We start from the raw sequence: 14,280 nt of genomic DNA, 5'->3' as shown, positions 1-14,280 counted from the left end.
AACAGATCCATCACCGCAGCCAGATACAACCAACCACTACGGGTCCGTACGTAGGTGATGTCGGTTACCCACGCCCGATTGGGCGTAACCGGATCAAATTGCCGATCCAGCACGTTGGGGGCGACTGGCAAACCGTGTCGGCGGTCGGTCGTATGCACGAACTTGTGTCGCCAAGCAGTACGCAGCCGGTGCTCACGCATCAGCCGACGAACCCGATGACGGCCAATCTGCAAGCCTTTGGCGCGCAACGCCTTCAACAGCCGTCGGCTGCCGTAACTGCGCCCTGACCTGGCAAATGCAGTCTGCAGCTTCACGCTCACCGGACAGGGGCGTGGCTCTGCCAGCGCTCGTTGCCGGGCAGCGTAGTAGCCGGACCGACTGACCCCGAGCAGCCGGCATGCGTTGGCAATGTCACCGGCCTTCTCCTGCACGCGGGCAATGCTCCGGTAAATCACCTGAGTTGCCGGGCGAAGAAGGCCGATGCTTTTTTTAAAATTGCATTGTCCTCACGCAGGCGGCGTACTTCGGCTTCCAGTGCGCGGATGCGCTGCTGCTCGGCGGTCAGCGGTAAGCCCATCCCGGGTAGACCCTGCTGCTCGGCCTTGTATTGGGCAATCCAGCGGCGGACGGCCGTCTCGCCGATGTCCAGATCCCTGCAGACCTGGCTGATGCGCAGGCCCTGTTCCTTGATCATCACGACCTGGAGCTTGAACTCCAGGTCGAATGTTCTGCGTTGCCTGGTCATCAATGTTTCCTCGATGGGTGAATGATCCACCTGTCGAGGTGTCCGTGGAAATTAGACCACGACAATACACTGTGAATCATCCTGGGTTTCGAGGGGGCTCCCGTGCTTGAGGGGATAGGTTCATGACGAGTCAATGAGGTTTTTCCTCGAAGTCCGTGAGCGCGCCGTGCTGATGGTGTTCGACACCAAGGACCCGTACGAATCGCAGTGGGTCGCGATCGTCTCCGTCTCCGGCAAGATCGGCTGCACCCCCGAATCCCTGCGTCGCTGGATTCGCCAGCAAAAGTGTGCTGCAGGTCGCCCCTTCGGCCTATCGCAGACAGGCTGCCCGGCAACGTAATCCGGCATTATGCAGTAGGCGCTCTATCCGTAACGCGGACGGATTCAGGCCTATGGTGATGTCGCTATTCAATTCCGCCTGACTATTAAGAACCTGTTTGGACTGGCGTTGCGACAGACCATCGGTTTCATGCAAAGCCTGCTCACGTTGGCGGGTCTGGACTGGTGCATCCCCGATTACAGCACTCTGTCCAGGCAGCAACAGACGCTGCAGGTCCAAATTCCCTATCAGAAAAATTCAGGTACGCTGCATCTGCTGGTGGATAGTACGGGCATCAAGATGCTGGGCGAAGGTGAGTGGAAAACCAAGAAACATGGCGCTGAATATCGCCGGCAATGGCGCAAGGTACAATCCGGGCATCGATGCGGAAACCCTGCAAATTCGTGCCATCGAGGTGACAGATAATCGCCAGGGTGATGCGCAAATGTTGCCTTCGCTATTGACGCAAATCCCGGCCGAGGAGCCGATAGGCTGCGTGAGCGGCGACGGCGCTTTCGATACCAAGGCATGCCATGAGGCGATTGCAGGGAGGGGCGCAATTGGGTGCATTCCGACCCGCAAGAATGCGAGGACATGGAAAGGAAGTTCGCTAGGCGTGCGGGCTCGGAACGAGATTCTGCGGGCACCAAACGACTGAGCAGGGCGATCTGGAGGTGCTGGAGCGGCTATCACCGCCGCAGCTTGGTGGAAGCCAAGATGTATTGCTTCAAACGGCTGGGCGAGAGAGTGATGGCCCGACGTTTCGATGGTCAAGTGGCGGAGCTGCAAGTGCGTGCAGTCATCTTGAACCGCTTCAGCATGCTGGGCCGTCCTTGTACGGTGGCGGTGGTGTAAATCCGTTTGAGGAAAGGGGGGGGCTCGCCCTGCTCAGGATTTATGCAGTAGCGCCATTTGCCGCTGTAATGTACACCCTGTGTCTTGCGGCTCAGCCCTGCATCACCATGCTGTCGATAGACATCTACCCAGTGGCGGATCGTTGCTTGGTCCACTCCGTACTTGGGCGCTAGCGCCCTGAGCTCCTTGGGTCCCGCCCAGATATCCTGGGTGGCGGCTCGCTTGAATTCTTCGTTATGCCTCGCCATGAACAACTCCCATTCGGTTGGATCGGTGTCCAACTTTTGGGGTGTAGTTCATGCGTGGAGGTTTTTATTTTTGTCTTGTTTCACCTTCATGCTTGGAGTAGAATTTCGCCCCTATCTCAAACCTTGCCTTCCCGCAAACGCATGGCGGAAGGCTGCAATCCAAAAGGAGTCGACATGCGTCATTACGAAATCGTGTTCATCGTGCACCCTGATCAGAGCGAACAGGTGCCGGCGATGGTCGAGCGTTACAAGGGCATGGTGCTCGGTCAGAATGGCAAGATCCATCGCTTGGAAGACTGGGGCCGCCGCCAGCTGGCTTACCCGATCCAGAAAATCCACAAGGCCCACTATGTGATGATGAACATCGAGTGTGGCAAGGAAACACTGGAAGAAATCGAACACGCATTCAAGTTCAACGATGCCGTTCTGCGTCACCTGACCATCAAGATGGACCGCGCCGTGACCGAAGCTTCGCCGATGATGAAGGAAGAGAAGGCCAAGAACCTGCTCGCTCCGCAATCTGACGCTGCCGAACCCACCGCTGCTGCCTAATTGCTGAATCAGGTTACCGTCGAAGGAACTCTTCACCGTTTTTTGCCCCTGCGTCATACCCCGGCTGGCATTCCGGTCCTGTCGTGCGAACTTGAGCACGAATCGGAACAGTCAATAGGTGAGATAACCCGCAAGATCCGCTGTGAAGTCGAAGTCATCGCTGCCGGTACAGTCGCCCGCTCATTGTCGGCCTGTCCCGAAGGAAGTCTGGTCATCCTCAAGGGGTGTCTTGCCAACCGTAGCATGCGAAGTTCCCGACTGGTTCTGCATGTGCAATCCGTTGAATTGAAAAAGGTTTAATCATGGCTCGCCAACTCTTCAAGCGTCGCAAGTTCTGCCGCTTCACTGCCGAAGGCATCAAGGAAGTCGATTACAAGGCTGTTGATCTCCTCAAGGATTTCATCGCCGAAAACGGCAAGATCATCCCGGCCCGCATCACCGGTACCAAGGCCCGCTACCAGCGTCAGCTGTCGACCGCCATCAAGCGCGCCCGTTTCCTGGCTCTGATGCCGTACACCGATCAGCACTAATCCCCGGGAGCTCTGCCAATCATGCAAATCATTCTGCTGGAAAAAGTGGCCAACCTCGGCCAGCTGGGTGACGTGGTCAAGGTCAAGGACGGCTACGCCCGCAACTTCCTGATCCCGTCGGGCAAGGCCAAGCGTGCCACCGAAGCCAACCTCCAGGCATTCGAAGCCCGCCGCGCCGAACTCGAAGCCAAGCAGGCCGAAATCCTCGTCGATGCACAGGCTCGCGGTGAAAAACTGAACGGCGTCACCATCACCATCGCCCAGAAGGCCGGTGTGGATGGCCGTCTGTTCGGTTCCATCACCAACGCCGACATCGCCGAAGCAATCATCGCCAGCGGCGTGCAAGTGCAGAAGTCCGACGTTCGCCTGCCGAACGGCCCGTTCAAGGCCATCGGCGAGTACAACGTTGAAGTGGCCCTGCACCACGACGTCGTCGTCGAAATCCAACTGGTGGTCAACGCCGAGGCCTGATCGCCTTTGCAGTCTGCCGTGTGACAAGGCCGCCTTCGGGCGGTCTTGTCATTTCTGCGTCCGGAGTCCGTGCCGCCTGGCCCGCATCCGCGCTATCATCCGCCACTCTGTCGAGTTTCCGAGTCACATGTCCAAGCCGCGCTCCCGTTCCCGCCGCTGGTTCCTGCCCGTTCTGGTCCTGCTGTCATTGCTTGGCACGTCAGTCTGGGCAGTTCTGGTACCTTACCGCCCGGCCAGCCTGCCGGTGACGGTCGAAATCGGTGCGCGTGCATCGCTTTCATCCATTGCCGACCAGCTGGCCGATGCCGACGCCATCCGCTCGCGCTGGCTGTTCCAGCTGCTGGTGCGGCTGACCGGCAATACCCGTGAACTCAAGGCCGGTGACTATCGCATGATCAAACCGCTGTCGATGCCCGACTGGCTCGACAAGCTCAAGAAAGGCGAGCACCGCGAGTACGTGGTGATGATTCCCGAAGGATTCACCTTCCGCCAGTTCCGGGCCGAACTCAACAAGCACCCCGGCCTGCGGCACGATACCGCCGGCTGGTCTGACGCCCGCATCCTGCAACGGCTGGGGCTGGATGCCAAAAATCCCGAAGGACTGTTTTTTCCGGATACCTACTATTTCCTGAAAGGTGCCAGCGACCTTGACGTCCTGCGGCGGGCGCAGCAAAAAATGCAGACCGAGCTGGAGCAGGTCTGGCAGACCCGCATCGCCGGTTTGCCCTTGCAAACGCCCTACGAATTGCTGACGCTGGCAAGCCTGGTGGAAAAGGAAACCGGGCACTCGGAAGACCGCGGCCAGATCGCCGGGGTATTCATCAACCGGCTGAAGATCGGCATGCGCCTGCAGACCGATCCGGCAGTGATCTACGGCGCGGCCAACTACAGCGGCAACCTGACCCGCCGTCACCTGACCACCGATACCCCCTATAACACCTATACCCGTGTCGGCCTGCCGCCGACGCCGATTGCCTTGCCCGGCCGTGCCGCCCTGCTGGCCGCCGCCAATCCGACGCCGACCAAAGCGCTGTATTTTGTTGCCAGAGGCGACGGCAGCTCGCACTTCTCCGAATCGCTCAACGAGCACAACCAGGCCGTGCGCAAATACATCCTGAACAAATGACCGAATCCGTTACCCCCGGCCTGTTCCTGACCCTCGAAGGCATCGATGGCGCCGGCAAGTCCACCCACGTCGGCTTTGTCCGCGACTACCTGACAGCCCGTGGCATCAGCCTGGTGGTCACCCGCGAGCCCGGTGGCACCCCGGTTGGCGAAAGCCTGCGCAGCCTGCTGCTCGACGTACAGTCACAGGTATCGCTGGACACCGAAACCCTGCTGATGTTCGCCGCCCGCCAGGCACACCTGGATGCCGTCATCCGGCCGGCGCTGGCACGCGGAGACTGGGTCTTGTCCGACCGCTTTACCGATGCCACCTATGCCTTTCAGGGCGGCGGGCGCGGCGTGCCGTTTGCCCGTATTGCCACGCTGGAAAACTGGGTGCAGCAGGGTTTGCAGCCTGACCGCACGTTCCTTTTCGACGTGCCGCTGGCCACGGCGCAGGCACGGATGCAGGGCGTACGGCAACTGGACCGCTTTGAACAGGAAGCCAGCGACTTTCATGCCCGGGTACGCGACGCCTATCTGCGCCGGGCCGCTGACGAGCCGCAACGGTTTTGCCTGCTGGACGCCCGTCAGAGCATCGGGGCATTGCAGGCATTGCTGGCTCAAGAGCTGGACCAGCTGCTCGTGAGGAGCCGCGCATGAAGCTGCTGCCCTGGCAACAGGCCGACTGGCACCAGCTGGCGCACGGCTTTGAACGCCTGCCCGGCGCCCTGCTGCTGGCCGGTCCGCAGGGCATCGGCAAGGACCGCTTTACCCGTTTTCTGGCGCAATCACTACTGTGCGAGCAGCCGCTGGCTGACCACGCTGCCTGCGGCGAGTGCGAAGCCTGCCGCTGGTTTGCCGCCGGCAACCACCCCGACTACCGCTACCTGGCACCGGAAAGCCGCGAGGACGACAAGGGGGCGCGCCGGTTGGCACAGATCAAGATCGAAGCCATCCGCGACATGATCGACTTTGCCCAATTGACCGCCCACCGCGGCGGCCGGCGGGTCATCGTGCTGGAGCCGGCCGAAGCCCTCAATCTGGCCGCCGCCAATGCGCTGCTGAAAATCCTCGAAGAACCGCCGGAAGACGTGCATTTCATCCTGGTGGCGCACCGCCCTCGGCGTCTGTTGCCGACCCTGCTGTCCCGCTGCCGGACGCTGGTGCTGACGCCACCCGATGCCGGGCAGGCGCTGGACTGGCTCACGGCCAATGGCGTGGCTGATGCCGGGCAGGAGCTGGCGCATGCCGGTGGCGCACCGTTTGCCCTGACCGAGCTCGAGCGCATTCCGCTGCGCGAGCGCCTGATCGACACGCTGGCACACCCGGATGCCGGGCAGATCCTCACCGTGGCAGCTGAGCTTGACCGCGCCAGGCTGGCGCTGGCCGAGCCGCTGGACTGGCTGCGCAAATGGCTGCACGACCTGATGTCGGTCACGCTGGCCGGTCCGGTGCGTTATCACCCGGAGCGCCAGGCCGAGCTGTCCCGGCTGGCCGGCCGCACCGATGCCGCCCGGCTGGTGCGTTTTGACCGCGAGCTGCTGGAGCGGGTGCCGTTCGGCCAGCACACGCTGAATGTCCGTTTGCAGCTCGAAGCACTACTGTTTGACTATCAGTCTCTGTTTGCCGCCGCCCGGGCGGCGTAAGGTTTATCTGTCATGTTGATTGACTCGCATTGCCACCTCAACTTTCCCGATCTCGCCGGTCGCATCGACGAGGTCAAAGCCAGCATGCGTGAAAAAGGCGTGGAACGGGCCGTCGTGATTTCCGTCAACGTACCTGACTACCCGGCCGTCAGGGCACTGGCGCTGGCGCATGAGGAATTCTGGGCGACCGTCGGCGTGCATCCGGATGTGGAAGACGGCCCGGATATGGACGAGGACTTTCTGGTCGCCGAGGCGGCCCATCCCAAAATCATCGGCATCGGAGAAACCGGCCTCGACTACCACTGGTGCAAGGGCGACCTGGAATGGCAGCGCGAGCGCTTTCGCCGCCACATCCGGGCCGCCCGCCGCGCCGGTGTGCCGCTGGTGATCCATACCCGCGAGGCTGCCGACGACACGCTGGCCGTGATGCGCGAAGCCGGCGCGGATGCTGCCGGTGGCGTGATGCACTGCTTTACCGAAAACTGGGACGTTGCCCGTGCGGCGCTGGACCTCGGTTTTTACCTGTCGTTTTCCGGCATCCTGACCTTCAAGAACGCCCGGCAGGTGCAGGAAGTCGCGGCCAAAGCGCCGCTTGACCGCATCCTGGTCGAGACCGACTCGCCCTATCTGGCGCCGGTGCCGTACCGCGGCAAGCAGAACGAGCCCGCATACACGCGCTTTGTCGCCGAATACCTGGCCACCTTGCGCGGCCTGTCGTACGACGAGGTGGCCGCGATGACCACTGCCAATTTCTTCCGCCTGTTCCGCAAGGCCCGGCCATGACCACGACCGTCACCATCCTCGGTTGCGGCTCCAGTTCCGGTACGCCAGCCATCGGTTGCCAGTGTCCGACCTGCACGTCGGACGATCCGAAAAACCGCCGGACCCGTGCCTCGTCCCTGGTCAGCGTCGACGGCGTCCACCTGCTGATCGACACCGGCCCGGACCTGCGCCAGCAGGCGCTGCGCGAACGGCTGACCCGCGTTGATGCGGTGCTTTACACTCATCCGCATGCCGATCACCTCAACGGCATCGACGACCTGCGGGCGTTTTGTTACCTCAAAAAAGGCCCCATCACCCTGTACGGCAACCGCTTCATGCTCGACAACATCCGTGAGCGTTTCGGTTACTGCCTGCTGCCGCCGGGGCAGTTCTGGGACAAGCCGGTGCTGCATCTGGAAGAAGCCGTGCCGGGTGTGGAGCTGGAGGCTGCCGGCGTCAAGGTGGAGCCAGTGGCTGTCGAGCATGGGCGCTGGCAGATCCTCGGCTGGCGCATCGGCCGGATGGCGTATCTGACTGACGTGTCATGCATTCCCGAAGCCAGTTTTGCCCGGCTGGAAGGGCTGGACCTGCTGCTGCTGGATTGCCTCAAGTATGCGAGCTACCCCAGCCATTTCGGTGTCGAACAGGCTCTGGCTGCGGCGGCCCGCATCGGGGCGCGCCGGACCGTGCTGATCCACATGACCCATGAACTGGAATATCACACCCTGGCCGCGCAGTGCCCGCCAGGAGTCGAGCCCGGATTCGACGGCATGCGCCTGACACTCGACTGAGCTGGGCAGACGGTTCCGCTACCAGGCGCCATGCGCAGGCAGCCATGCCTGGCCGTGCAGAACCTGCCAACCGGGGAGTTTCCACAACGGCGCAGCCGGCCTGTGCCGTGGCCGGCCGGCTGCGCGGCAATGTTGCAGGAGTGTTCATGCATGCTCTGGTAACCGCTACCGGACCGGCGCTCTGCCGGCAGGAAAACCGCCATTTCTGTCCGGACGCATGGTACTGGGGTCGGTCATCCATGACGGTACGGCCCGGATTCCTGCCAGTCCTCGCCCTTGCGACGTCACTCCGGTTTCAGCCGTGCACCGCTTCAGGGTGTGTGCACCGGTTTCCTGCCCGTGAAACGAGGCTGGCGTTGTCGCTGGTTTCACGTTGCGAAGGCCAATCGCGAGACAGGCACGGCCTTTGGCGTCATCGAACGATCCGGCCCAGGTATCTCTGCATTGGCGGCCTGCGAAACCCGGATTGGACCGATGACAGTTTCAGTTGCGCGGCCGGTTGGTCAGGAATACGCCGGCAATCGCCAGTGCCCCGCCGCCGGCCATGGCTGTCGTCACCGGCTCTCCGAGCAGCAGTGCGCCAAGTCCGACGCCGCAGACCGGTACCAGGTTGTTGAAGACTGCCGTACGGGCCGGTCCCAGCTGGCGGACCCCCTGGTAGTACCAGACAAAGGCCACCACTGTTCCCAGTGCGCCCAGATAGGCGATGGTTGCCACATGCGTCAGGCTGACCTGTCTGGCCGACCATTGCGTCCACTCGCTGGCGGCGCCTGCCAGCAGCATTCCCAGACCCCAGAACGTGGCGTAGCAGGTGGCGGCAACCGGCGACGGTCCGGCCAGAGCCAGCCGGCCGACCAGCGTATAGGCCGCCCAGCTGGTTACGGCGCCCAGCATCATCAGTTCACCGCGTCCGAAAGCCCGGGCCAGGTCGTGGATGGCAGCGACAGGCTCACCGCGACTGATGATGATACAGGCTCCTGCGAGTGCCAGTGCAATGCCGCCCCATTGGCGGGTGGCCAGCCGTTCGCGCAGCAGCAGGGCCGCAGCCAGTGCTGTCAGGGCCGGATTCAGCGCCACGAACAGGGCCGTGCGGCTGGCCGGCATGTCGGCCAGGGCTGAAAAGAAACAGAGGTTGTAGAGAAAAATGCCCGAGCAGCCCAGCAGTGCCGTGCACAGCATCTGCCGGTGGCTCAGGCGCGGCAGCCCGTCTTCGAGCAGCCGGGCCAGCAGCCACAGCAGGATGGCGGCCACTGCAAAGCGGCCGCTAGCTGCGGTGAAGGGCGGCAGGTCGGTTGCCAGCAGACGGCCGGCGATGAAGGTGCCGCCCCAGAGCAGGGCGACTGCGGCCAGTTGCAGGTAGATGCGCCAGACTGGCGCAGCCACGGTGCTGCTTACAGGGTGTGCAGCCATTGCACCAGCCAGAAAGTGAGCATGCCGCTGGCGAGCGTGGCCAGCGTGTGCCGGGTGCGGGCAGCTACCGCGATGGCCACTACTGCCGCTACCAGCCGGGGCTCCAGCGGCGAGCTGATCCATTTGCCGCCTGGCAGCAGTACGTCCGGCGTGATCAGGGCGGTCAGGATGGCCAGCGGGACGAAGCGCAGCCCCAGCCTGAGCCAGTCCGGCAGGGGGCGTTCTCCCAGAAGGCCGATGAAGGCGTAGCGCAGCAGGAAATTGACCAGCCCCAGCAGGGCAAACAGACCGACCAGCATCATCGGCGGCGTCTCCGGTTCATCCACATGCCGGCGGAAATGCCGAGGGCGGCGGCCACCAGGATGGCGAGCTTGTAAGGCAGGGCAGCAAAAACCAGTGCCGCCGTTCCGGCCATCACGATGGCGGCCCAGTCGGCCCGGTCACGTGCGGCCGGGACCACGACGGCGATGAAGGTCAGCGGCAAGGCAAAATCCAGCCCCCACGAGGCCGGGATGGTTTCGCCGGCCAGCAGTCCGGCCAGGGTGGCGAGTTGCCAGCCCAGCCACAGGTTGATGCCGGCCCCGATGAGGAACCAGTGCCTGAAGGGCATGTCTTGCACCCGCTCGAATTCGCGGATGGTGACGGCGTACGGTTCGTCGGTCAGCAGGTAGGCCATCAGGATTTTCCAGCCACGGCCCAGCCCGTGGCTGTGCGGCGCCATGGAAGCGCTGTAGAGCAGGTGGCGCAGGTTGATGACGGCGACGGTGAGCAGCATGACCACGACCGGAGCCTGGGCCGCCAGCAGCTGGCACAGCACGATCTGCGAACTGCCGGCGAGGACCAGCACGCTCATCAGCTGCGCCTGCCAGGCGGTCAGGCCGCTTTCCAGTGCCAGTACGCCAAACAGCATGCCAAAAGGAAACACGCCCAGCTGCAAGGGCAGCATCAGGCGGAAGCCGGCAAAAAACTGCTGCCGTGGTGATCGTGGCATGACATGAACATCGCTGGAACGGGACGCCCAGTGTGCCGTTCCCGGATATGTCGGTCAATTATGCTGATGATATTGACGGATCATGACTGACAACCGGCCCGAAGCCGTCCCGCATGGTTGCCAATCCTCATGACATCAAGTGTTTGTGCCAGATCATGTATTTTAAATTTAGCAATCGATTATATTTTGTGGTTCAGTAACCTGTAGCACATCGGGTTAACTACAGGTTGCAGGTCATGCGGACGCTCAAGGCACGCATTCTGGTGTGGAATACGGTTTTTCTGGTGGCGCTGGGCGCCCTGATGGTCGGGGTGGCATTCTGGCAGATGCGCACCTCCCTGCTTTCCACGCTGAACCAGGAAATCCATACGCTGGTCCAGGGGCAAACCCGGACGCTGGAATCGTGGTTGCAGGACAAGGAGCGCGTGCTGACCGGCATCGCCGGCCAGAACGAGCAGGGAGAAATCCCGCTGCGTGACCTCAAGCGGGCGGCGGCAATCGGCAATTACCCGGCAGTATTCTTTGCCTGGCCTGACGGACGCAGCCTGTTTTCTGACGGCTGGCAGGCACCGGCCAGCTGGGTGTCCTCCGAACGGCCGTGGTACCAGCCGGCGGTCAAGAGCAAGCAGGTCATCGTGACCGATCCCTTTACCAATGCCATGAACGGCCACAACATCGTGACGTTTGCCTACGCGCTGCGGCAGGACGGCGTGTTGCGGGGCGTGCTGGCGGCAGACATGGACATGGAAGAGATGGTCAAGGCCGTGCTTGGCAACATCGATATCCGTGGCGGGGGCTACATGTTCCTCGTGGACGAAAAAGGCATCCTGCTCTCGCATCCTGACAAGGAACTGGTGCTCAAATCCATCACGGCTTCGAATGCCAGCCTGACGCCAGAGCGGCTGGCGGAGTGGGCCGGTCGGGACCGGTTTGTCGAATCACCCCGCAATGACGGCGCCGACATGCTGCTGATGTGGGAGAAGGTGCCGGGTACCAACTGGTATCTTGGCGTGGCTACCTACAAGGAGGCCGTGCTGGCACCACTCGACACCCTGTTGCTGATGCTGGCCGGCAGCGGTGCATTCCTGATTGTACTGGTTGCGGCCATCAACTCATGGCTGACCCATCGTTCACTGCGTGGCCTGGCGCAATTGCAGCACACCATGACCGCCATTTCGCAGGGCGAGGGCGACCTGACCGTCCGTCTGCCAGAAGAGGGGCAGGACGAGCTGGCTGAAACCGCCCGGGCCTTCAATGTCTTCATCGGGCGCCTGCACGAGATGTTCCGCAACCTGCGGGAAGAGGCATCCGGCCTGGTGGACGACATCCAGCGCATCAACCAGCAGATGAACGGCATCGCCGGACGGTCGCGGCAAATGGCTGATCTTTCGTCGTCGAATGCCGCCACGCAAGAGGAAATCTCGGTCAGCATTGCCCACATTTCCGGCAATGCCGGCGATACCGACCAGCACGTCCGGGCCACGCACCGGCAACTGGAGCAGACGGCCAGTGACATCGAGTCGCTGGCGCACGGCATGGAGGCGACCATGCAGGCCGTGCAGGGCCTGCGGACGGTGCTGGACGGGCTGGACCAGCGTTCCGGGGAGATTTCCGGCATTACCGGCGTCATTCGTGACATTGCCGACCAGACCAACCTGCTGGCGCTGAATGCAGCCATTGAAGCTGCGCGCGCAGGGGAACAGGGGCGTGGTTTTGCCGTGGTGGCCGACGAGGTCCGCAAACTGGCCGAGCGGGCCGGTGCGGCCACGCAGGAGATCACCCTGATGATCAGCGCCGTGCGTCAGGAAACCGCCCAGGCCGTGCACGACATGGGCGCCACCGTGGAGTCGGTCAGCGCCGGGCTGGAGCAGACGCAGTCGGTGGTCGGTACCATCCGCGAGGCGCGGCATGCCATGGAGGATGTGGTGGGCAAGGTGGCGGAAATCACCGATTCGACCCAGGAGCAGCAGAATGCCAGCACCCTGCTGGCGCAAAGCACCGAGTCGATGAACAGCCATATCCTCGAAAACGACCGCAATCTCCAGGCGATCAGTGAAACGGTGGCCGGAGTGGACCTGGCCGCCCAGCATGTGGGCGATACCTTTGCGCGCTTCCGGCTTTGAGAATGAGTGGTTGGATTCTTGATTCGAATATTGACTTGTTTGCAGGATATCTTTGGTTGGGGGGGCAGCACAAGTGTTTTCATTATAAAAAAATTATGTATTATATATGGTTGGTATTTTATTGAGCCGGAGATGATAGGTGAAGAAAATTATTAGTAAGATTTCTAAAAAACTCAAAATGCGAGCTATCAAAAAGATACCTAAGTGGCGACAGGGGCAGGAGAGGTTTAAGGTTCAATACAATGGGAAATATAGCTATGGATTAGCTACTTATGGTATGCCAATTATTGAGGATTATGGGAGTGAGGCAGCCCTTGAAATAGGTTCTTATTGCTCAATTGCGTATGGTGTTAGAATATTTTTAGGTGGTAATCATCGAGTGGATTGGGTGTCAACATATCCATTTCCAATGATGTTTGATAATGAAAATGTTTCATCTATAGAGGGATGTAGTGTTTCTAAGGGGGGGGTTTTTATTGGCAATGACGTTTGGATTGGTTCGTGTGCTGTCATTATGTCTGGTGTAAGCGTTGGGGATGGTGCAGTGATTGCAGCAAATGCGGTTGTGACTAAGGATGTTCCGCCATATGCAGTAGTGGCAGGCAATCCGGCAAAAATTGTAAAATTCCGATTTTCACCTGAAATTATTGATTCGCTTCTCGAGATAAAATGGTGGGATTGGCCCTTGGAGAGGGTTGTGGAGTTTGCGCCAGATTTATGTCAAGAGAAAATACATTATTTTGTATCCAAGTTTTCTGAATTGGAAAGCAAGATTGAGGATGGCAAGCTAGAGATGGCTGTCTATTAGTTTTTGGGTTGATCAGGTGATATGTGTTGTATCTGCTATATGTGTAATGCGGGTTTTGTCTAATATGCAAGAACTGCATTGTAATAAATTGATTGTCATGGAGTGTGCGGCATAACTTTTGAAACAGTTGTTCAACCTATACTAAATCGTTTGTTTTTTTGAAGGATGGTTTTATTCGCTAGACGGATGGGCCATAGAGAGGTAATTGTCCAGTCCCGGACGATTGCAAACACGCTTCTTGAACAGTCCCGGGCGCTGTTTCTGCCATGCCATCATGGCCTGAACCGGTGTCTGGTGTTGCAGGGCCAACTGTGGCAGATGCTGGTTGTAGAGCCACACATAGCGTCCAGCGTGGTAGCCAGATCCTGCCCTGATTCGAACCGGTGCGTGGCCAGCACCTCGCTGATCTGGCCGTTGAATCGCTCGACCATCCCGTTCGTCTGCGGCATGCGTGGTTTGGTCAGCCGGTGCTCAATCTCCAGCGCGGCACACAGCCGGTCGAATTCATGCTCGCCGCTGGCCTGCTTCTGCCGGTTGAACAGGCGGTCGGTGAACTCGCTGCCGTTATCGGTCAGGATGGTCTGGATGTGGCACGGCGCCACCTTCTGCAGCGCTTTCAGAAAGGCCTTGGCCGCCGCGGCCGTTTTGTCGGGTTTGATTTGCGCGAAGACCCGACGGGTGGCCCGGTCGATGGCCACAAACAGATAGCGGCGTGCCGTCTCGTCCGGCATCTGCGGCAGGTATTTGACGTCAATGTGGAAATAGCCGGGGTCGTATGCCTTGAACGGCTTGCGCACCAGTCGGGCTGGTGCAGGCTCCAGATCGCGCAGGCTGCCCACGTCATGCCGGCGCAAGCAACAATCCAGGCCTGAACGGGTACCGCCGGGTTGAGGAACTCGCGAACGACGACCAGCAGGTCATC

At 60.8% G+C, this 14,280-nt stretch carries 16 protein-coding genes and 4 pseudogenes; 13 read left to right on the top strand and 7 right to left on the bottom strand.

The genetic code is table 11. The features are described from left to right. From G542_RS19685 to G542_RS0113580, 3 genes and pseudogenes are all read right to left on the bottom strand, one after another. Nucleotides 1–164, bottom strand: a pseudogene (locus G542_RS19685) (IS3-like element ISKpn18 family transposase); the annotation flags it as partial. A gap of 54 nt (nt 165–218) precedes the next feature. Continuing rightward, a pseudogene (locus tag G542_RS19680) lies at nt 219–314 on the bottom strand (hypothetical protein); the annotation flags it as partial. A gap of 137 nt (nt 315–451) precedes the next feature. Beyond that, the gene (locus tag G542_RS0113580; protein ID WP_027824386.1) at nt 452–745 is read right to left on the bottom strand and encodes an IS3 family transposase; all 294 of its coding nucleotides are present in this window, start codon (nt 743–745) and stop codon (nt 452–454) included. A 133-nt stretch (nt 746–878) separates the two neighbouring features. Between G542_RS0113580 and G542_RS18625 the strand changes: the two genes are divergently transcribed. From G542_RS18625 to G542_RS0113530, 11 genes and pseudogenes are all read left to right on the top strand, one after another. Then, on the top strand, nt 879–1,085 hold the full coding sequence (locus G542_RS18625; protein WP_155826720.1) for a hypothetical protein: 207 nt from the start codon (nt 879–881) through the stop codon (nt 1,083–1,085). Between the two features lie 33 nt (nt 1,086–1,118). Then, nucleotides 1,119–1,919 (top strand): annotated as a pseudogene (locus G542_RS18175) (IS5 family transposase); the annotation flags it as partial. Between the two features lie 422 nt (nt 1,920–2,341). Then, nucleotides 2,342–2,719: a 30S ribosomal protein S6 gene (gene rpsF / locus G542_RS0113565; protein WP_012698147.1), complete on the top strand. Its 378-nt coding sequence runs from the start codon at nt 2,342–2,344 to the stop codon at nt 2,717–2,719. Then, nucleotides 2,720–3,019 carry a primosomal replication protein N gene (gene priB / locus G542_RS19675; RefSeq protein WP_081666844.1) on the top strand — a complete coding sequence of 100 codons (300 nt, stop codon included), beginning with the start codon at nt 2,720–2,722 and terminating at the stop codon, nt 3,017–3,019. 2 nt (nt 3,020–3,021) lie between these two features. Further along, nucleotides 3,022–3,249: a 30S ribosomal protein S18 gene (gene rpsR, locus G542_RS0113560; RefSeq protein ID WP_012698145.1), complete on the top strand. Its 228-nt coding sequence runs from the start codon at nt 3,022–3,024 to the stop codon at nt 3,247–3,249. 21 nt (nt 3,250–3,270) lie between these two features. After that, nucleotides 3,271–3,720: a 50S ribosomal protein L9 gene (gene rplI, locus G542_RS0113555; RefSeq protein ID WP_012698144.1), complete on the top strand. Its 450-nt coding sequence runs from the start codon at nt 3,271–3,273 to the stop codon at nt 3,718–3,720. A gap of 127 nt (nt 3,721–3,847) precedes the next feature. Continuing rightward, nucleotides 3,848–4,846 carry an endolytic transglycosylase MltG gene (gene mltG / locus G542_RS0113550; RefSeq protein ID WP_051190072.1) on the top strand — a complete coding sequence of 333 codons (999 nt, stop codon included), beginning with the start codon at nt 3,848–3,850 and terminating at the stop codon, nt 4,844–4,846. Next, nucleotides 4,843–5,487, top strand: a complete 645-nt coding sequence (tmk, locus tag G542_RS0113545; RefSeq protein WP_027824384.1) for a dTMP kinase — start codon at nt 4,843–4,845, stop codon at nt 5,485–5,487. The genes mltG and tmk overlap by 4 nt, the downstream gene beginning before the upstream one ends. Beyond that, on the top strand, nt 5,484–6,473 hold the full coding sequence (locus G542_RS0113540; RefSeq protein WP_027824383.1) for a DNA polymerase III subunit delta': 990 nt from the start codon (nt 5,484–5,486) through the stop codon (nt 6,471–6,473). Before tmk ends, G542_RS0113540 begins: the two co-directional genes overlap by 4 nt. 12 nt (nt 6,474–6,485) lie before the next feature. Further along, complete coding sequence (locus G542_RS0113535) at nt 6,486–7,256, top strand: TatD family hydrolase (RefSeq protein WP_012698140.1); 771 nt, start codon at nt 6,486–6,488, stop codon at nt 7,254–7,256. After that, the gene (locus G542_RS0113530) at nt 7,253–8,026 is read left to right on the top strand and encodes an MBL fold metallo-hydrolase (RefSeq protein ID WP_012698139.1); all 774 of its coding nucleotides are present in this window, start codon (nt 7,253–7,255) and stop codon (nt 8,024–8,026) included. Before G542_RS0113535 ends, G542_RS0113530 begins: the two co-directional genes overlap by 4 nt. A gap of 483 nt (nt 8,027–8,509) precedes the next feature. Here G542_RS0113530 and G542_RS0113525 read toward each other — a convergent pair whose 3' ends face one another. Genes G542_RS0113525 through G542_RS0113515 form a run of 3 tightly spaced genes read right to left on the bottom strand, consistent with a single transcriptional unit; the run spans nt 8,510 to nt 10,427 of the window. Continuing rightward, the gene (locus G542_RS0113525; protein ID WP_034985960.1) at nt 8,510–9,436 is read right to left on the bottom strand and encodes a DMT family transporter; all 927 of its coding nucleotides are present in this window, start codon (nt 9,434–9,436) and stop codon (nt 8,510–8,512) included. Then, nucleotides 9,418–9,738 (bottom strand): AzlD domain-containing protein, encoded by a 321-nt coding sequence (locus G542_RS0113520; RefSeq protein ID WP_034985957.1) that lies wholly within the window; start codon nt 9,736–9,738, stop codon nt 9,418–9,420. Before G542_RS0113520 ends, G542_RS0113525 begins: the two co-directional genes overlap by 19 nt. Further along, the gene (locus tag G542_RS0113515) at nt 9,735–10,427 is read right to left on the bottom strand and encodes an AzlC family ABC transporter permease (RefSeq protein ID WP_027824380.1); all 693 of its coding nucleotides are present in this window, start codon (nt 10,425–10,427) and stop codon (nt 9,735–9,737) included. The genes G542_RS0113520 and G542_RS0113515 overlap by 4 nt, the downstream gene beginning before the upstream one ends. Nucleotides 10,428–10,663: 236 nt before the next feature. Here G542_RS0113515 and G542_RS17660 point away from each other — a divergent pair, with 236 nt between their 5' ends. Both G542_RS17660 and G542_RS19520 read left to right on the top strand, forming a co-directional pair. Beyond that, entirely contained in the window at nt 10,664–12,550 is a 1,887-nt protein-coding gene (locus G542_RS17660; RefSeq protein ID WP_051190071.1) for a methyl-accepting chemotaxis protein, read from the top strand. Between the two features lie 139 nt (nt 12,551–12,689). Next, nucleotides 12,690–13,358 carry a CatB-related O-acetyltransferase gene (locus G542_RS19520; RefSeq protein WP_280513449.1) on the top strand — a complete coding sequence of 223 codons (669 nt, stop codon included), beginning with the start codon at nt 12,690–12,692 and terminating at the stop codon, nt 13,356–13,358. A gap of 171 nt (nt 13,359–13,529) precedes the next feature. On the opposite strand, the pseudogene G542_RS17025 reads toward G542_RS19520, so the two are convergent. Further along, a pseudogene (locus tag G542_RS17025) lies at nt 13,530–14,280 on the bottom strand (DDE-type integrase/transposase/recombinase); the annotation flags it as partial.

The sequence above is a fragment of the Laribacter hongkongensis DSM 14985 genome, assembly GCF_000423285.1.
In the GTDB taxonomy this organism is placed as follows: Bacteria; Pseudomonadota; Gammaproteobacteria; order Burkholderiales; family Aquaspirillaceae; genus Laribacter; species Laribacter hongkongensis.
The sequence above is the reverse complement of the archived record's forward strand: the minus strand, read 5'-3'. Positions and strand labels throughout refer to the sequence as shown.